Source organism: Bradyrhizobium sp. WCU1 (assembly GCF_053474805.1).
In genome coordinates, this window is record NZ_CM130280.1 from 2,774,107 (window position 1) to 2,791,736 (window position 17,630).

20 protein-coding genes are annotated in these 17,630 nt (G+C 64.8%); 6 read left to right on the forward strand and 14 right to left on the reverse strand.

The window, feature by feature from the left end; translation table 11 throughout:
- Nucleotides 1-167: 167 nt before the first annotated feature.
- Nucleotides 168-377, forward strand: a complete 210-nt coding sequence (locus ACTUWL_RS12870) for a hypothetical protein (RefSeq protein ID WP_146160391.1) — start codon at nt 168-170, stop codon at nt 375-377.
- Here the strand turns inward: ACTUWL_RS12870 and ACTUWL_RS12875 are convergent, their stop codons facing one another.
- The 3 genes from ACTUWL_RS12875 to ACTUWL_RS12885 form a co-directional block, all read right to left on the reverse strand.
- Entirely contained in the window at nt 378-773 is a 396-nt protein-coding gene (locus tag ACTUWL_RS12875; protein ID WP_307756364.1) for a DUF6894 family protein, read from the reverse strand. It abuts the gene before it with no gap.
- Between the two features lie 30 nt (nt 774-803).
- On the reverse strand, nt 804-1,565 hold the full coding sequence (locus ACTUWL_RS12880) for a Crp/Fnr family transcriptional regulator (protein ID WP_106940451.1): 762 nt from the start codon (nt 1,563-1,565) through the stop codon (nt 804-806).
- 251 nt (nt 1,566-1,816) lie between these two features.
- Nucleotides 1,817-2,179: a PRC-barrel domain-containing protein gene (locus ACTUWL_RS12885; protein ID WP_021081398.1), complete on the reverse strand. Its 363-nt coding sequence runs from the start codon at nt 2,177-2,179 to the stop codon at nt 1,817-1,819.
- Between the two features lie 397 nt (nt 2,180-2,576).
- Here ACTUWL_RS12885 and ACTUWL_RS12890 point away from each other — a divergent pair, with 397 nt between their 5' ends.
- On the forward strand, nt 2,577-2,768 hold the full coding sequence (locus ACTUWL_RS12890; RefSeq protein WP_021081397.1) for a hypothetical protein: 192 nt from the start codon (nt 2,577-2,579) through the stop codon (nt 2,766-2,768).
- A 31-nt stretch (nt 2,769-2,799) separates the two neighbouring features.
- Nucleotides 2,800-3,015 carry a hypothetical protein gene (locus tag ACTUWL_RS12895; RefSeq protein WP_021081396.1) on the forward strand — a complete coding sequence of 72 codons (216 nt, stop codon included), beginning with the start codon at nt 2,800-2,802 and terminating at the stop codon, nt 3,013-3,015.
- Between the two features lie 13 nt (nt 3,016-3,028).
- Here ACTUWL_RS12895 and ACTUWL_RS12900 read toward each other — a convergent pair whose 3' ends face one another.
- Together ACTUWL_RS12900 and ACTUWL_RS12905 are read right to left on the reverse strand one after the other, a co-directional pair.
- Nucleotides 3,029-3,907, reverse strand: coding sequence for a DUF6537 domain-containing protein (locus ACTUWL_RS12900; protein WP_021081395.1), 879 nt, complete (start codon nt 3,905-3,907; stop codon nt 3,029-3,031).
- A 29-nt stretch (nt 3,908-3,936) separates the two neighbouring features.
- Entirely contained in the window at nt 3,937-4,605 is a 669-nt protein-coding gene (locus ACTUWL_RS12905; protein ID WP_021081394.1) for a Crp/Fnr family transcriptional regulator, read from the reverse strand.
- 327 nt (nt 4,606-4,932) lie between these two features.
- On the opposite strand from ACTUWL_RS12905, the gene ACTUWL_RS12910 reads away from it, so the two are divergent.
- Both ACTUWL_RS12910 and ACTUWL_RS12915 read left to right on the forward strand, forming a co-directional pair.
- Entirely contained in the window at nt 4,933-6,045 is a 1,113-nt protein-coding gene (locus tag ACTUWL_RS12910) for a cyclic nucleotide-gated ion channel (RefSeq protein ID WP_021081393.1), read from the forward strand.
- A gap of 11 nt (nt 6,046-6,056) precedes the next feature.
- Nucleotides 6,057-6,842 carry an enoyl-CoA hydratase/isomerase family protein gene (locus tag ACTUWL_RS12915; protein ID WP_021081392.1) on the forward strand — a complete coding sequence of 262 codons (786 nt, stop codon included), beginning with the start codon at nt 6,057-6,059 and terminating at the stop codon, nt 6,840-6,842.
- 128 nt (nt 6,843-6,970) lie between these two features.
- Here the strand turns inward: ACTUWL_RS12915 and ACTUWL_RS12920 are convergent, their stop codons facing one another.
- From ACTUWL_RS12920 to ACTUWL_RS12930, 3 genes are all read right to left on the reverse strand, one after another.
- The gene (locus ACTUWL_RS12920) at nt 6,971-8,299 is read right to left on the reverse strand and encodes an IS1182 family transposase (RefSeq protein ID WP_106940575.1); all 1,329 of its coding nucleotides are present in this window, start codon (nt 8,297-8,299) and stop codon (nt 6,971-6,973) included.
- A 229-nt stretch (nt 8,300-8,528) separates the two neighbouring features.
- Nucleotides 8,529-8,963, reverse strand: coding sequence for a DUF6157 family protein (locus ACTUWL_RS12925; RefSeq protein ID WP_021082275.1), 435 nt, complete (start codon nt 8,961-8,963; stop codon nt 8,529-8,531).
- 14 nt (nt 8,964-8,977) lie between these two features.
- Nucleotides 8,978-9,631, reverse strand: coding sequence for a glutathione S-transferase family protein (locus ACTUWL_RS12930; protein ID WP_021082274.1), 654 nt, complete (start codon nt 9,629-9,631; stop codon nt 8,978-8,980).
- Nucleotides 9,632-9,713: 82 nt separating this feature from the next.
- Between ACTUWL_RS12930 and ACTUWL_RS12935 the strand changes: the two genes are divergently transcribed.
- The gene (locus ACTUWL_RS12935; RefSeq protein WP_021082273.1) at nt 9,714-10,715 is read left to right on the forward strand and encodes a helix-turn-helix transcriptional regulator; all 1,002 of its coding nucleotides are present in this window, start codon (nt 9,714-9,716) and stop codon (nt 10,713-10,715) included.
- On the opposite strand, the gene ACTUWL_RS12940 is transcribed toward ACTUWL_RS12935, so the two are convergent.
- The 6 genes from ACTUWL_RS12940 to ACTUWL_RS12965 all read right to left on the reverse strand — a co-directional run bounded on the left by ACTUWL_RS12940 (nt 10,712) and on the right by ACTUWL_RS12965 (nt 17,599).
- Entirely contained in the window at nt 10,712-11,122 is a 411-nt protein-coding gene (locus ACTUWL_RS12940) for a hypothetical protein (RefSeq protein ID WP_021082272.1), read from the reverse strand. The genes ACTUWL_RS12935 and ACTUWL_RS12940 overlap by 4 nt on opposite strands.
- Nucleotides 11,123-11,192: 70 nt before the next feature.
- Nucleotides 11,193-11,906, reverse strand: coding sequence for a nitroreductase (locus ACTUWL_RS12945; RefSeq protein ID WP_021082271.1), 714 nt, complete (start codon nt 11,904-11,906; stop codon nt 11,193-11,195).
- Nucleotides 11,907-11,908: 2 nt separating this feature from the next.
- The gene (locus tag ACTUWL_RS12950) at nt 11,909-13,153 is read right to left on the reverse strand and encodes an acyl-CoA dehydrogenase (RefSeq protein ID WP_021082270.1); all 1,245 of its coding nucleotides are present in this window, start codon (nt 13,151-13,153) and stop codon (nt 11,909-11,911) included.
- Between the two features lie 29 nt (nt 13,154-13,182).
- Nucleotides 13,183-14,430, reverse strand: a complete 1,248-nt coding sequence (locus ACTUWL_RS12955) for an acyl-CoA dehydrogenase (protein WP_021081461.1) — start codon at nt 14,428-14,430, stop codon at nt 13,183-13,185.
- Nucleotides 14,431-14,442: 12 nt separating this feature from the next.
- Nucleotides 14,443-15,570 carry an acyl-CoA dehydrogenase family protein gene (locus ACTUWL_RS12960; RefSeq protein WP_021081460.1) on the reverse strand — a complete coding sequence of 376 codons (1,128 nt, stop codon included), beginning with the start codon at nt 15,568-15,570 and terminating at the stop codon, nt 14,443-14,445.
- Between the two features lie 160 nt (nt 15,571-15,730).
- Nucleotides 15,731-17,599, reverse strand: a complete 1,869-nt coding sequence (locus tag ACTUWL_RS12965) for an AMP-binding protein (RefSeq protein ID WP_106940546.1) — start codon at nt 17,597-17,599, stop codon at nt 15,731-15,733.
- Nucleotides 17,600-17,630 lie beyond the last annotated feature (31 nt).

The following is a 17,630-nucleotide window of genomic DNA, read 5'->3' on the forward strand; positions in this document are numbered from 1 at the left end:
GACCCTGGTGCCGCCAACCTCCGGTGCCGGGGTCGTTGGTCGGCTGGTTCATGTATGGAATCCGCGACGAAACGAGACACTCCGGCGCGATCGCCGCAAGCCTTGGTCTCACCTCCGCCACGCTTGGGCGCTCCCATGCGGCTGGTTGCCTGGCGGAGGGATCGACGATGGGTAAGAAGATTGCGCTCGGATTTCTTGCTACAACACTTTGCGCCGCTCCGGTCGAAGCGGAGCCAGCCAATCCGGCGACGCCGGCAATCACCAAGCCCAACAATGACGCGACATTGCGTGCGCCACACGCACCGCCGCCGGCACCATACCGCGCCCAGCCAAAAATCGAGTCCGCTCCGACCGGCCAGCGGCGCCCGGTGAGGTGATCACCTCCAGTTGAGGCTGCCTTGTTGTCTCAGATGGGTTGCCTCGAAAACGAAGACGACCTTGAAGACGGGGCCGCCTTCGGTCCGCACTTCGATCGCAAAATCATGCCGGTCGTCCAGTGACGCAAGGTCTCGGGCCAGTTCGCCCAGAGTACGGGCGGCCTCCAGTTCTGCGGCCCGTTGATCCTCAAACTCAAGCCCCTCTTCATCCGGATAGAGCCCAGTGCCATCTCTGATATCGAAGAAATAGCGCACCATCCAATCGCCTCCATCATTGTCGGCGACAATGGTCAATAACGCGAAGCACAGGGAAATCGTTTCTAAGCGGACGACGACAGCAACGCGCTCATGCGAACCGCTGTGCGCCCGGTCCTGCTTGCATCCATGGAGGACCAAGCGTTGCGCCTCTCCGAGGGGGCGCGCCGGTCATCCCGCAGCGGCGTCCGATTGCGTGCCGACGGCGTCGAGCTGCCGCCCTTCGTGATCCATATGCAGATAGTTCGGATTGAACAGGCCTGCGCGCATCAGCCGGTCGAGATTGGGGACGGACAGGGTCTTGCCCTTGAGCACGATCAGCCCGTCGGCGCGCAGCTCCTGTAGCGTCCGATTGACATGGACCTTGGAGAGTCCAGTGGCGTCGGCGAGGTCGCCCTGCGTCAACGGGAAGTCGCAGCTGTCGCCCTGGGTCAAACCGGCAAGACGCAGCCGCAGCCAGATCTCGCAGAGCAGATGAGCGATCCGCTCCAGCGCCGTGCGCTGGCCGAGGCTCATGGTCCATTCGCGCTGGATCGCCGCATTGACCAGGGTTTCCCACCAGAACGCGGTGACGATGCGCGGATGCCCGGCCGCGACCTTGTCGAAGAACTCGCGCGAGAGATCCGCGATCGACACCGCGGTGATGGTGCCGATCGAATGATCCATCTCGCGCAGGATGAAGACGTTCACGTCGCAAATGTCGCCGGGCAGGAAGAACGACACCACCTGGCGCCTTCCGTCCTCGAGCTGCTTGTAGCGACAGGCCCAACCGGACAGGATCAGGTGGACATCCTTCGGTTTCTCGCCTTCACGGACGATATCGACGCGCGGTGCAAAATGCCGGACCCGCTCAGTCGATGCACGATTGAGAATGACGTGATCGACCGGCGAAAGCCTTACGAACTGCTCCAATTTACGGACTAGCGATGCCAACGACATTGGTCTCCCCGCATGCTTAATCGGGTAACCGCCAAGCCGTTTTCAATAACGTATGTTACATTGCACAGCTATTGACGTATGTTCACTAGTGTACAGACGCCGGAGGACTCGACGGTTACTGTCCTCAAGCGCCGTACAGTTCAGTTACTATCAGGGCATCGCCGCCGTCGGCGTTTCAAAAGCCTTGCAACAGGCAAGCCTTGCAACAAGCCTTACAAAGAGCCAGCCCTGCAAGCCGTCGTCGCTCAGACGAGCGGCACACCGTAGTAGTCGTTCACAGCCCGGGTGGTGCCGATGTCGGCCCAATTCCAGTCCCGTTCGCTGCCGTATTTCGGCGCGCCGCGCAGCTGGCTCTCGGTCACGCCGGTGACATAGCCACCAAGCTTCGTGTCGTATTTGAGCGATTGCCAGGGCAGCGGATAGTGGTCGTTGCCGAGGCCGAGAATGCCGCCGAAGCCGAGCACGGCATAGGACACCCGGCCACTCTTCTTGTCGATCATCACGCGCTCGATCGAGCCGATCTTGCGCTCATCCGATCCATAGACCGCGGTACCCTCGACCTTGTCGCTGCCGATCAGGTTTCCGAGCTCTTTTTCATCCATCGCCATGTCACTTCTCCTGTGATCTCCCGGCGCCAACGACGGTCCGAGAGGATCGTTCCTGCCGCATTGCCGCAGTTGCTGCCCAGCGAAAGCGCCATTCGGCGAGCGTCATTGAATTTGAGACGATATGCGGGCCCCGGCGATACAATTCGCCGGGGCCCGTCACCGGAGCGTTTCGCCACCTTTCGGGGAGCAAGGCAGCGAACACAATGGTGTTACGCATGACGCCGAAGATCGTTCCTGTGGTCTCAGCATCGCGTTTGCGATGCCCGGGCCGCCCTTGCGATCCCTCGGCCTGCTCTTGCGAGACTGGAGATCGCAATTTTTTCAATTGTCGAATGTCATGGGTTAACGACGCGAATTTGGCACCTGCCTAAGCTTTTGGTCTCACGTCGGAGGCAGCATGATCAAAAAGAAGCGTAACAGGTCGCGGCCTCCCGGATCGTTGGAGGACCGCCTGCAAAAATTCGCCGAAGATTCGCGCATTGCAGCGCGCAAGCTGCCACCGGGACGGGAACGCGAAACGCTGATGAAGAGAGCCAGGCAAACCGAGACCGTGATGGAAGTCAGCGAATGGCTGACACTCCGCAAATAGCGGCGCCTCGAAGAGGACCGACAGGACAGCTATGACGATCGAGGAACGGTTTGACTCACATACGCTTGCCGCCATGAACTTCGCGCTCGACCAGGTCTGCGCCGATGCGCTCCATGGCGAGGAACATGCCACCCGCAGGCGCGTTGCCAGATACATCATCAAGTGCGCCAAGAGCGGCAGGACGACGCTCCCCGAGCTGACCGAAGCCGGGCAGCAGGCGCTGGCCAAGGTCGTCGCAATAACATAGACCGGCTGGCGCGCTAGATCACCTGGGACGCTACCGGCACCCGCGCGCGAATCTCCGCGATCTTGCGCTTCAGCGCCGCTTGCCGCGGGTCGGGCATGATGGCGGCGCGGGCCTCGGCGATGGCGCCGGCGAGGTCGGGAAGCGCGAGCGCGCCATCGAAGGTCGGCTTGACGAGCCCGTCGATGATCAGGTGCCAGTCCGCGATGCCCTGGCGATAGGGATCGCCGTAGCCCTGGATCATGGTCGCGGTCTGCACGACCGCCCGAGCCGCGCCCGGCTGCTTGGTCAGGCTGCGGTCGATCATGTGCAGCCAGCGCTCGACCCAGAGCCGCTCCTTGGCGTAGCGCCCCGAGAACAGCCGCCAGCGCTTCAGGCCCGCCTCGATCCTGAGCCGGCGAACGCTGAAGCGATTGTTGGCGCTGAAGCGGATCGAGACCCGGCGGCGCCGCCAGCCGAACTGATCGAGCACGGCAAGGATCGGATCGGCGACCATCTCCGGCAAAGCGTCGATCAACTCGTCAAGGCGGAGCTTCTTGACGTCGTCGGCCGAGCGCGCGGCGAGGCCGCCCGCCGCATGGGCTTCGCCGAGCTTGAGCTGCGCGATCCGGATAGCATCCTCATAGGCCATGCGCTCCGCCATCAGGCGGGCGATGTCGCCGAGCAGGGCGTCGTCGACGCCGCGGCGGCCGACGAAGCGATTGAGCCGGTCGATATAGAGCTGGGCATAGCTCGTGCTCTGATAGGCGATCAACAGATGGATGGCCTCGGTGACAACAGGCCCGAGATGATCCGGGCAGGCGTCGGGCAGCACCGGCGGCCCCTCGTCCTCGTCGCCGATGATGTCGGCAAACAGGTAGCGGAGCGAGGCCAGCAGACTGTCGTCATCCGGCACTGCGGCGCCTCCAGAACTGGTCACCGGGCTCATGCAGGCTTAGGCTCCGCGACCTTCGGCGTGGTGTGCTGCGCGAGCTGCTGCTCGAGCGTCGAGATATTCTGGAACAGGCGGGCAGAGGCCAGGCGCAGGAAGTAGAAGCCGAACGCCGGATTCTGGACGTAAAGCTGCTCGACCTGATCGTAGGTCACCGACAGCACCACGCCGGCTTCGACGCATTCCAGCGTCTGGGTTCGCGTGTTCGACGGCGACAGCATGCCGAACTCGCCGACGATGGCGCCGACCGGCAACTCGATGCCGGACTCGACCAGGCGGAAGCGGCCGCTGGTGATATAGAACATGCTGTCGGCCTTCTCGTCCTTGTAGAACAGGACTTCGCCGGCAGTGCATTTGCGCTCCGTCGTGAATGGCCGCAGCCAGTCCATCGACAAATCGCTGTTGACCGACCTCTTCACATTGCGGACCAGTTGCAGCATCTGGTGCAGGCGGTAGGTGTTCATCGGCAGCAGCACGGAATGCAGGATCAGGGTCGCGTAATTGTGGGTCGGGATCGCGGTCGCGATCAGGATGATGTTGGTCAGGATGGCGAAGACGCGCAACGGGATCATGGTCCGCATCGACAGCGTGGCGACCACGAAGATCGATGCGAAGAAGCTGCCGGCGGCGCCGGCGTGCTCCGCGAGATGTGAGGTATCCATCGGAAACCAACCAATTCTCAAGAAGTGAACAAGATCGCCTTATTAGTCGCTTCATTCCTGCCGAGGTTGCCTGCCCTCGCGTCGGCGGCCAGCATCCCTGATATACGGGGAAAAAGCGACGATTTGTCTGATTTCTCACATTCGCGGGCGCAAAATCGGGCCAACATGGTTAGGCCATTCGCCCAACCTGCCGGCCTCTTCGCCACGATCAGGCCGCCGCAGCCGGCGCGTTGACGGCCTCGGCCGGGAGAGGCACGTTGTGCGCTCGGCCCGGCCACGCGCTGGGCCTCGATTCCAGCAGTTCAGCGACAGGCAAGCTCCGTTCCGATGTCCAAGCCGCTCGTCCTTCCGGCCTTGACGCGCTTCGTTTCCGCCACCGCCGGCCGCAACATGACCACGGTGGCCTATGTCGCGGTCATGGTCGGTGTCGCCATGATGACGCTGCTGACGGTCGAGCCGGCCTATGACGCGGCCCCGCACTGGGTCGACGCGCTGCTGTGGGCCTGCCTTGCCTATTTCATATTCGAATGGCTGGTGCGGCTGCGCCATATGCGGCGGCAGGACAAGCTTTGGTTCTACGCGCTGTCCAGCGCCGGCGTGGTCGATGCGATCGGCGCGCTGGCGGTGCCGCTGGCGCTGCTCTGCGGCATCGCGTCGAAAACCGCATGGCTGCTCGGCGTGCTCTGGGTGCTCAAGGTGGTGCCCGGCATTCCCGGCCTGCGCCAGCTCCGCCGCGTGCTGGTGGTGGAGTCCGGCCCGCTGCTCAGCGTGCTCGTGATCTTCCTGATGGTGGTGTTCCTGGCCTCGGTCGCCGAATACTTCCTGGAGCGGGACGTCCAGCCGCAGACCTTCGGCAGCGTGCCGGCGGCGCTGTGGTGGGCGGTGGTGACGCTGACCACGACCGGCTATGGCGACGTGGTGCCGATCACCCCGCTCGGCCGGATCGTCGCCGCCATGGTGATGATCTCGGGCCTCGGCGTGTTCGGGCTGTGGACCGGCATTCTGGCGACCGGCTTTGCCGCCGAAACCCGCCGCGACAACTTCCTGAGAACCTGGGAGACCGTCAGCAAGGTGCCGTTCTTCGCGCATCTCGGCCCGGCCGCGATCGCCGACGTCACCCAGGTGCTGCGCACCATCGACTTGCCGCCGCGCACCATGATCATCCGCAAGGACACCAATGGCGACTGCATGTATTTCGTCGGCGCCGGCGAGGTCGAGGTCGACCTGCCCGGACGCAAGGTCAAGCTCGGCGAAGGCGCGTTCTTCGGCGAGATGGCGCTGCTCGGCAATGCCAAGCGCGGCGCCAGCGTCTCGACCAGCAAGGTGACGAGGCTGTTGGTGCTTGACCTGGTCGATTTCCGCCTGTTGATGGCAAGGCATCCCGATCTCGCCGAGACCATCGACGCCGAGGCGAAGCGGCGCGAACGTGAGAACCAATGATGGAGACCAAGATGGCTGACGCGGCCGACACCGCCAGCGGACCCGTGCTCGAGATTGCCGGCGCGCGCGCCACGATCCGTCTCAACCGGCCGAAGCATCTCAACCGCCTGCAGGCCGAGGATCTCGGCGAGCTCGTCCGCCTGTTCGACCGGATCGAGGCCGATCCCGCGATCCGGGTGCTGGTGCTGACCGGAACCGGCCGCGCATTCTCCGCTGGCTACGATCTCAACTCGGTGGCCGAGCGCGCGGTGAGCGCCAACGAGCAGCAGAGCGCGGGTTCGGCCTTCGAGGTCGTGGTCGACCGGCTCGAGGACCTCGCTGTGCCGACGATCTGCCGGCTCAATGGCGGCGTCTATGGCGGCTCGACCGACCTTGCGCTCGCCTGCGACTTTCGCATCGGCGTCGATACCGCCGAGATGTTCATGCCGGCGGCGCGGCTCGGGCTGCACTATTACAAGAGCGGCATCCGGCGCTACGTCACGCGGCTCGGCGTCGACAATGCCAAGATGCTGTTCTTGACCGCGCAGAAGATCACGGCGCCGGAGATGCTGCGCATCGGCTACCTCACCGCAATGGTGCCGCCCGACGTGCTCGACGAGGAGGTCGACCGGCTGGCGACGATCCTGGCCGGCAATGCGCCGAAGGCGATGGCCGGCATGAAGCGCGCGATCAACGAATTCGCCCGCGGCCAGCTCGACGAAGCCGACGCCGACCAGCGCCATCGCGACAGCATGCGCGGCGACGAGATCAAGGAAGGCATCAAGGCGTTCGCCGAGAAGAGGGCGCCGAGGTTTTAGTTGACCTCCCGCGCTCTAACTACCGTCACCCTGACAGCTTGTGAAGCTTTCGGGTTTTGCCTTTTACGTCTGTAGGTCGGGTGGGTTTGGTTTTTTGCGCAGCTGCGGCCGGGTGGCCGATGTGGTGTTTAAGCGCTGTAGAGCCGATGCCCTTGTAAGACGTTGTTGGTGAGGGCGAACCAGAGCGCGACGGCACGGACCTTTTCAAGGCCGCGTACGGTGAGTTGCCGCAGGCCCCAGTTGCGCCATCGAGCGTGGATGCACTCGCAGATCGATCGGAGCTTGTACTGGGCCTTGCCCGGCTCGCTTGCCATCCGTGCCCGCCAAGCCAACACGCCCGGGCCGTCGCCGCGCCGCGGCAGGTAGGGATCGGTACCGTGCTTGGATTGCGTGGGCGGACAATAGACCTCAACCCCTTGATCATGCGCCCACTCGATGTCCTCGGCACTGCCAAAGCCGCCATCAACGAGATGGCGGCCCGGAAGGCGGCCGGTCCGCGCGCGCAAGCGATCTAGCATTGGCTGCATGAGGCCGCGATCGGAACCAATATTGGTCACGTCGAGCCCGGCCACGATCTGCTCGCCGGCCGCGCTCGCCACCTGCACATTGTATCCTGGCCGGAAGCCGCCGTCGGCCATCTTCATGACGCGGGCGTCGGGGTCCGTCGTAGAGGCGCGCGGCTCCTTCGGCGTCTTGCCGTTGTTGCGCTTGTCTTCGCGCGCCTGGCGCTGCCGCTTGATCTCGGCGAGCGCGGCCTGCGCTGCCTTCAGGCGTTCGGTGCGCTCACGCGCCGCTCGCTCCTTGGCCGCCTTGATGCGCTGGTTGCTGGCATCGGAGCGCGCCTCGACCTCGCGTTTGAGCTCCGCCACGATCGTCTGCGCGGTCTCCAAATGGTGATCGAGTGTCTGTTCTCGCCGGAACGAGGCGGCCCCGGCGCTCGCCCGGATCCGCACGCCGTCCTGCGCCAGCTTGCTGAGGTCGACCAGGCCCACCTCCGCCAAGGCCGCAAGATGTTCGGCGAGCAGCCGATCGAGCAGATCGGCGCATCCGACCCGGAAGTCCGCCAGCGTATGGTAGTTCACCGAGACCCCGCCACACAGCCAGCGATAGACATCGTGGCTCTCGCACAGCCGCTCCAGGGCGCGAGCGCTTCCTACCCCGTCGCTGGTCGCATAGAGCCACAGTGCCAGCAAAAGCCGTGGCGACGTCGCCGGATGACCCGGCCTCTCGCCCCGCGCCTTGATCCGATCTTCAAGCTCGCGCAGCTCGAGCCCGTCGACATAGCACCAGATCACCCGCGCCGGATGATCTTCCCCGATCAGGCTATCGATATCCACCGCCCGCAGTTCAATCTGATCGCGCTGCGGCTCGCGCAGACGCGGCAAACCCGCTGGCGCCGCATCAGTTTGCGGCTTCGGCTGCTCCGGCAGTTCTCCAAACAGCTGGTCTTCAGCCATCTCCCGCTCTCCCGCAATTCAGCGATTGCAGGGAATCACATCCCCCATCCCTCCCGCTACATCTTTCGCCCAAGCCACAAAAATTCACACGCTCTGAGGAGCCGCGGAGCGGCGTCTCGAAGGGTCGACGGCCCCACTGTGGCCGTGCATCCTTCGAGACGCGCTACGCGCTCCTCAGGATGACGGAGCTGACAGTATGCTATTCGGCACGATCTTTCGCTGAATCCCCTCACGCCCGCTTGCTCCGCATCGCGCGCGTCTGTGCGATCTCAGGGTCGCGCGCCAACGCCTGGTAGCGCTGGCTGTCGACGGCGTAGATCGCGATGCGGCCTTCGTCGTCGGCGTGGACACCCCAGCCGAAACGCTTGCCGAGCGGCGAGGCGCGCATGCAGGCCTGGCCGCGCGAGAAGAACGTCTCGCGTGCCGCGTTGCGTTCCTTCTTCGCGGCCTTTGGATCAAGCGCGCGGCCGGCCGACGATGTGACGAACACCACATCGTCGGAGGTGTATTTGTAGGGCGCGCCGGCGAGCATCCGATATTGCAGCACGGCGACCGTCGGCTGGCCGCCGCGCAGCTGCGGCTCCTCGCCGCGCTGCGCCGGGCAATCCTCCGCGACGCGGATCAGGGTGTTGAAGCAGTTGGTGCTGTGCAGGACTTTCGCCATCGCCACGATCCGTATCACACGCCGGCGGCCGCGGCATGCTGCGCCGCCAACTCGTCGTCGGCCTTCGCAATCCGCTGGAACGCCGGACGCGCGGCGATGCGTTCGGCATAGCGGACGAACACGTCCCTTTTCGGCACGATGCCGAACATCATGGTCCAGTTGAACGCGATGCCCCAAAGGATGTCGGCCGCCGTGATCTCTTCGCCGAACAGATAAGGCCCCTTGGCGAGCTGCGCCTCGAGTGCGGCCAGCATGGTGTCGTAATCGGCATAGGGCGATTGCGTGATAGGCGCCGGAGCGCGCTTCATGAAATGGTCGATCACGGCCGGCTCGAATGAGGAGCCGTAGTAGGCGATCCAGCGCAGATAGGGACCGCGGCGCGGGTCGTTCAGCGCCGGCGTCAGGCCGGCCTGCGGAAACAGATCGGCGAGATAGATGAAGATCGCGACCTGCTCGGTCACCAGCGCGTCGCCGTGGCGGATCGCCGGCACCTTGCCGAGCGGATTGATCGCAAGGTAGGCGGCCTTGCGCTGCTCAGCCGCCTTTATGTTGAGGATGTGCAGATCGTAGGGCGCGCCAAGTTCCTCCAGCAGCACGCGGGCGCCGGTGGCCCGGGTCTGCGGCGAGTAATACAGCGTGACGCGATCGGTGGGGGCAGCGGTGGTCATGGGCAGGTCTCCTTGCGCCGTCGGGGGATGGCCCCCTTATGTCTACCTATACCTGACATCTTGTGTCAGGTATGATTTCGCCATGCGCGCGAGCCGGCTGTTTTCCATCCTCACCACCCTGCAGGCGCGGGGACAGGTCACCGCGCCCGAGCTGGCGGAAGCCTGCGAGGTTTCGGTGCGCACGATCTATCGCGACATCGATGCGCTCGCCGCCGCCGGCGTGCCCGTCTATGCCGATCGCGGCGCCGAGGGCGGCTATCGGCTGCTCGACGGCTATCGCGTGCGGCTCAATGGCCTGTCGCAGGGCGAGGCCGAGGCGCTGTTCATGGCCGGGCTTCCGGGGCCCGCCGCAGCGCTCGGCCTCGATGCCGCGATGATGGCGGCACAGACCAAGCTGATGGCGGCGCTGCCGGAACATTTGCGCCCCAACGCGAACCGATTGCAGCAACGCTTTCACCTCGACGCGCCCAACTGGTTCGGCGAGACCGAGGAGCCGAAGCATCTGCGCGCGATTGCCGGCGCGGTGCTGAGCGAGAACCTGATCGAGATCCGCTACCAGAGCTGGAAGGCCGAGAAGCGGCGGCGCGCGGCGCCGCTCGGCCTCGTGCTGAAGGGCGGCAGCTGGTATCTCGCGGGCCTCGTCGACGGCAATGCGCGCACCTACCGCGTCGCGCGGGTGCTGGATTGCACTGTTCTGGACACGCCGTTCGCGCGGCCGGCGGACTTCGACCTCGCTACGTATTGGCGTGCCTCGATCGAGCGGCTCGAGGCCGAGTTGCACCCGAACGAGGCCACGGTGCGGCTGTCGCCGCTCGGGCTGAAGCTGTTCGACGCGCTGGCGCATCCTTACGTGAAGGCGCGGATGCGGCTTGTCGGCAGTACCGACGCCGACGGCTGGCACATCGCCACCATGCCGGTCGGCAAGACGGTGTGGCATGCCGCGAGCGAGCTGCTGCGGCTCGGCGCCGAGGCCGAGGTGATCGCGCCCGACGAGCTGCGCGGGAAGATGGCCGAACTCATCGGCGCGATGGCCGCGCGTTATGCCGACGCGCCGCTGCGCCGCGTGGCGGGACGCAAGGGCTAATAGCGGCTGTCGGAGCTGATCACGAAGCGGTCGAGGAAATTGACCGGCAGAATCTCGAACTTGTCCAGCTCGAGCGTAATCCCGGTCACGAAATCGATCCCCTTGATTGTGCCCTGGAGATCGATCCGACGACCGCGGCGCAGGCCGCGTGTTTCCGGATGTTGCTCGATGTCGATATAGGCATAGATCGGATTGTCGAGCCGCGCATGGTGGTGCCAGCCGCGTTGCAGGAAGCTGAATTGCAGCACCGAACCCGCGCCCCAGTCGATCGCGTCGAAGAAGCGGGTCTTCCAGGCAACGGGCTGTCCCAGATAATGAGCGGCGATGAACGCATCGCGCCCGAGCGCAGGCAACCGGTGCAGTTGCCAGCTGATCTCAGCCGGCGTCGGAGCGGCGTTGTTCGCCATTTTTCTTATTGGCTTTTTCTTGTCGCTTCTTCTTGTCCTCGGCGGGAAGATACGTCCCGCCTTGAGGAAACTATACATCAACGAATGTGACAGTATCAGCCACAGTTGCGCGTGACGTGCGGTAGCTGTTCACCTTGTGTGCGTGATCCGCATAGCCGAACGAGATGCCGCAGACCACGCGGCGATCGTCAGGCAGGCTGAAATGGCGGCGGATCAGGCCGGAATGGCGCGCGAGCGCGGCCTGCGGGATGGTGCCGAGCCCGAGCGCCTGCGCGGCCAGCATGAAGTTCGAGACATAGCCGCCGCAGTCAATCGCGCCATAGATGCCGAGCGGCTCGTTGGTGTGGATCACGGCAATGTGCGGCGCGCCGAAGAAATTGTAATTCTCCAGCGCCTGTTTGGCATAGGCGGCTCTGTCGCCGCGCGCGATACCCAGCGTGTTGTAGAGCTGGAAGCCGCTTTCGCGGCGGCGTTCCAGATACACGCCGACATATTCGCGCGGCGGCGTGAAGTCGTAGTCCTCGCCGAGACCGCGCGAGGCCTCGGCATAGATCGCCTTGCGGAACCGCTCCTTGGCCTCGCCCGAGACGATCAGTACCTGCCAGGGCTGGCTGTTGCACCAGGACGCGGTGCGCTGCGCGGTCGTCAGGATGTTTTCGATAACGTTGCGCGGCACATCACGCGGCAGGAATGCGCGCACCGAGTAGCGCTCGTTGAGCAGTTCCTCGAGCGCGCCGATGCGGTCTTCGGTCGCATAACGCGCGCCGGGTGTTTTCGCATCCATGCTCAGCGTCCCTTGGTCGGGATCTTGTTGTAGGGCACGTCCTTGTCGACCCGGATGTCGCCGGGCAGACCCAGCACGCGCTCGGCGATGATGTTGCGCAGGATCTCATCGGTGCCGCCGGCGATGCGCATCGAGGGCGATGACAGCAGCATCTGCTGGAACTGGCCGTTGGCCTGCTCCTCATCGGTGCCGGTGAGGCTGCCCGCCGCGCCTTCGAGGTCCATCGCATAGGTCGCGATGTCCTGCAGCATCAGGCCGGAGACGAGCTTGCCGATGGAGTTTTCCGGACCTGGCCGCTCGCCCTTCGACAGCGCCGAGATCGCGCGGTAGCTGGTGTATTTCAGCCCGCTCGCCTTCACCGCCCAGCTCGCCAGCTTCGAGCGCACCGCCGGATCGTCGATCGCAAGGCCATCTTCCAGCATCAGATTGGAGCAGAACTCGAACATCTCGGGCACGCCGGTCGCAAGCCGCGCGCCGATCGACATGCGCTCATTCATCAGCGTGGTCAGCGACACGCTCCAGCCCTCGCCGACCGCACCAAGCCGCTGGCTGTCCGGGATTACGACGTCGGTGAAATAGACCTCGTTGAATTCCTGCATGCCGTTGGCCTGCTTGATCGGCCGCACTTCGACGCCCGGGCTCTTCATGTCGAGGAAGAACATCGTGAGGCCCTTGTGCTTGGGCACATTCGGATCGGTGCGCGCGATCAACAGGCCGTAGTCGGAGTAATGCGCACCCGAGGTCCAGATCTTCTGGCCGTTGACCACCCAGCTGTCGCCCTTCTTCTCGGCGCGTGTCCGAAGTCCCGCGACGTCGGAGCCGGCCGACGGCTCGGAGAACAGCTGGCACCAGATCTCCTCGCCCGCAGCGAGCTTCGGCAGATAGCGGCGCTTGGCCTCCTCGCTGCCCCAGGCCATCACGGTCGGCCCGCACATGCCCTCGCCGATCTGGAACGGCTGGGTCAATTTGCCATAGACGCCTTCTTCCTGCTGCCAGATCACGCGCTCGATCGGGGTGGCGCCACGGCCGCCATATTCCTTCGGCCAGTGCAGGCAGGCCCAGCCGCCTTCCGCCTTCTTCTTCTGCCAGGCCTTGCCGACCTCGACCATGTCGTGCTTGGCCAGCCTGATGCGGCCGAGCGACGACTTCGAGAGCTCTTCTTCGAACTCCTTCGGTGCGTTGGCGGCGATCCACTTGCGCGCAATGGCGCGGAACTCGGCTTCCTGCGGCGTGTCATCGAAATTCATGGCGAACCTCTTTTTGATTTCACGCGCGATCAGGCGCGGCCCTTGGTCGGGATCTTGTTGAAGGGAACATCCTTGTCGACCCGGATATCACCGGGCAGGCCCAGCACGCGTTCGGCTATGATGTTGCGCATGATCTCGTCGGTGCCGCCCTCGACGCGGGTGCCCGGCGCGCGCAGCAGCATGGCCTGGAATTTGCCGGCAACCTCGGCATCCTCGTGCCCGCTCAAGGCGCCGGCGGCGCCCTGCAGGTCGAGAGCGTAGGTCGCGACATCCTGGATCATCGAGCCGGCGACCAGCTTCCCGATCGAGTTCTCCGGTCCCGGACGCTCACCGCGTGACAGCGCGGAGATCGCCCGCATGCTGGTGTATTTCAGCCCGCTCGCCTTCACCGCCCAGTTCGCAAGCTTGGAGCGGACCGCGCGGTTCTCGATCGCGGGGCCATCCTCCAGCATCAGGCTGTTGCAGAAATCGAACAGCTCGGGGAAGCCGGTGGCCACGCCGGCGCCGATCGACATGCGCTCGTTCATCAGCGTGGTCAGCGACACGTTCCAGCCGTCATTGACGTTGCCGAGCCGCTGCGAGTCCGGAATGCGCACGTCGGTGAAATAGACTTCGTTGAAGTCCGACGCCCCGCTCGCCTGCTTGATCGGCCTGATCTCGACACCCGGGCTCTTCATGTCCAGGAAGAACATGGTGAGGCCCTTGTGCTTCGCGACCGTTGGATCGGTGCGGGTCAGCAGGATGCCGTAGTCGGAATAATGCGCGCCCGAGGTCCAGATCTTCTGGCCGTTGATCACCCATTCGTCGCCGTGCTTCTCGGCGCGGGTCCGAAGGCCCGCAACGTCGGAGCCGCCGGCGGGCTCCGAGAACAGCTGGCACCAGATCTTCTCGCCGGAGGCGAGCGGCGGCAGGTATTTGCGTTTCTGCTCCTCGCCGGCGAACGCCATCATGGTCGGACCGCACATGCCATGGCCGATGATGAACATCGAGCTGAGGCGGCCGAACGGTCCCTCTTCCTGCTGCCAGATCACGCGCTCGATCGGCGAGGCGCCGCGGCCACCATACTCCTTCGGCCAGTGCAGGCAGGCCCAGCCGGCATCGGCCTTCTTCTTCTGCCATGCTTTTGCGACCTCGAGAATGTTGGCGCCCTTGAGCGCAACGCGGCCGAGCGAGGCCTTGCGCAGTTCGTCCTCATATTGCTTCGGCGCATTGGCTCCGATCCAGGCTTTCGCCTCGGCGCGGAATGCGGCCTCCTGCGGGGTGTCGTCGAAATTCATGACGGTCCCCGCTTACGCCGCGTTCTTCTTGCGCATGCGATCGATCAGCGCGTCTTCCCAATAGGACAGGCTGCCGAGACCGAGCGCCACCGCATTGGCGCGGCGATAGTACATGTGGCAGTCGAACTCCCAGGTGAAGCCCATGCCGCCGTGAACCTGGATGTTGTTCTTGGCGCAGTGCTGGAACGCCTGCGTCGCGCTGATGCGCGCGGCGGCCGCTGCCTCCGGCAACTCGCCGGCGTTGGTCGAAAGTGCCCAGGCGCCGTAATAGCAGTTCGAGCGCGCCAGCGTCGCCGAGACATACATGTCGGCCAGCATGTGCTTGACCGCCTGGAACGAGCCGATCGGACGGCCGAACGCGATACGGTCGAGCGCGTAGTCGCGGCCCATTTCCAGCGCGCGGTCGGCGCCGCCGACCTGCTCAAACGCCGTCAGCACGGCCGCACGATCGAGCACCTGGGTGATGACGCTCCAGCCCTCGCCGGCGGCGCCGAGCGGTTCAGCCTTGGCATTCCTGAAGGTGATCTCGGCCTGGCCACGGGTGAGATCGATGTTGGTCAGCGACTTTACCTCGACGCCGGCGGCCTTGAGATCGACGATGAACAGGGAAATATCGGACTCGCGGCCGCTGGAGCCGGTGCGCGCGGCGACCACGGCGAAGTCGGCGATCGCGCCGTCCGCGACCGGCTTCTTGACGCCGTTGAGCACGCCGCCATTGGCCGTGACCTTGACCGCCTTCGGCGACGGATTGCCCTTGCCCTCGAACAGCGCCAGCGTGCCGATCGCATCGCCCGAGGCGATCTTCGGCAGCCACTTCTGCTTCTGTGCGTCGCTGCCCGCGATCAGCAGCGCTTCGGCGGCGAGATAGACGGTCGAGGAGAACGGCACCGGCGCCAGCGCGCGACCCATCTCCTCCGCAATCACGCAGAGCTCGAGATGGCCGGCGCCCGCACCGCCGAACTGCTCAGGGATCGCGATACCGAGGAAACCCATCTCGGCGAGGCCCTTCCACAGCGACTTGTCGTAGGGCGCCTTGCCATCGAGCACCTCGCGCACGGCCTTCGGCGGGCACTGTTCGCTGAGGAATTTCCGCGCCTCGTCGCGCATCTGCTTCTGTTCGTCGGAGAAATCGAAATTCATGGCGCTACCTTCTTGGTTCTTGTCGTTTCAATTGGCCGTCATTCCGGGGCGCGCGAAGCGCGAGCCCGGAATCCATGGAACCGCAGACCGTGCGGCACGATGGATTCCGGGCCTGCGCCTTCGGCGCATCCCGGAATGACGAATGGAGAGAGCGAGGGCTTCAGCACAGCACGATCACCTCGCCGCAGGGCTGCTCGGCATAGAGCTTCTCGACCAGTTCGGCACGGCGCTCGAGGCCGGCACGCTGGTTGATGTAGCCCTTGTCGGTGAGCTCGTTGCCGTCGATCGATGGCGGCTCGACCATCAGCATCGCGCGCGCGATCCGCATGCTGCTGCCGGTGGTGGACGCGTTGTGGGCCTGCAAGCCCTTTTCGAGACAGGCGATCACGGCCGGATGCCGGATCACGTCCTCATAGCTCGCGTCCGCATTGCCGACGAGCTGGCGGCAGGCATGCAGGTTCGGCCAGCACAACAGGCCGATGAATTCGCGATCCTGCCCCGCCACCAGCGCGTCATGCACGACCGGCGTCGCGGCCGCGATCGCATCGGTGCGCAGCGAGCCGACATGGACGAAAGTGCCGGTCGTCAGCTTGAAGTCCTCGACCACGCGGCCCGCGAAGATGATGCCTTGCAGCGGATCCGTGGGGTCCACGAACACGCCGGCATCGCCGATGCAATAGAAGCCTTCCTCGTCGAACATCTTCGCCGTGAGATCGGGCTGGCCGAAATAGCCCGGCGTGACATTGACGCCGCGCAGCCGCAACTCGTATTTCGAGCCGCACGGCACCATCTTCAGCTCGACGCCGGGGAACGGCAGGCCGATCAAGCCGACGCGCTCGGTGTCCCAATAGGTGCCGGTCGAGGTCGGCGCGGTCTCGGTCGAACCCCAACCGGTGTAGAATACGATGCGCTCACCCGTGGTCTTCACCGCCAGTGCCTGCATGCGGTCATAGAGATCGTCGGGCAGCCGGGCGCCGCCATAGGCCATGATCGAGAGATTCTTGAAGAAACTCTCGCACAGCGCCTCGTCCTTCTCCATCGCAGCCGCGAGGGCGGCATAGCCGGCCGGCACGTTGGCGTAATAGGTCGGCGACACCTCGCGCAGATTCCTGATGGTCTCCTCGAGTTGGCCCGGCATCGGCCGGCCGTCATCGATATAGAGCGTGCCGCCATCGACCAGCACCGGATTGAACGCAGCGTTGCCGCCCATGGTGTGATTCCACGGCATCCAGTCGAGCACGGTCGGGATCGGGCCGTTGGCTTCGCGCGGGCGCACCTGCATCATCATCGCCGCGTTGGCGCACATCATCTGCTGGGTGTTGATGACGGCCTTCGGCATGCCGGTCGAGCCCGAGGTGAACAGCAGCTTGCCGACGGTCTCGGGCGTGATCTTCGCGATCGAATTGCCCACATCAGCCGTGACCTTCGTTGCCGCGAGCTCGGCAAAGGCCACGCTCTTGATGCCCTCGCAGGGCCGCAGCACGTGGACGACGGTGATGCCGGCGAGGTCGATCGCCCTGAGCGCCTTCTCGAAGCTCGGGCCATCCTGCACCATCACGACGGCAGGCTTGATCAGGTTGAACAGGTATTTGAGCTTGAGATGATCCTGGCTCATCAGCGAATAGGCCGGCGACACCGGCGCGGCCGGCAGCCGCGCCTGCATCGCCGCCTGCGTCATCAGCGCGTGCTCGATCGAATTGCCCGAGAGGATCGCGACGGGGCGGCCGTCGGCAATGCCGAGATTGAGCAGGCCTTGGGTCAGCGCATCGACGGTGCGCTTGGCTTCGCCATAGGAGACCTTGCGCCACCGCCGGTCCGGGCCGCCGCGCTGCGCGAGCCAGATGCGCTCCGGGGCCTGCGCCGCCCATTTGGCGAGATAGGCCGGGATGTGCGTCTCATAAGCCTGGAGCGGAATCCGCGACTTCAGGACGACGGTGCCGTCGTCGCGCCGTTCGACCGCGATGTCACGCGCGAGCCAATCCACCTTGCGGAAGGCGGGTTTCGTCAGCATCGCCGCGTCTCCATCCATTTTGCGTCTCCCGGAATTCTTGTCCTTTTGA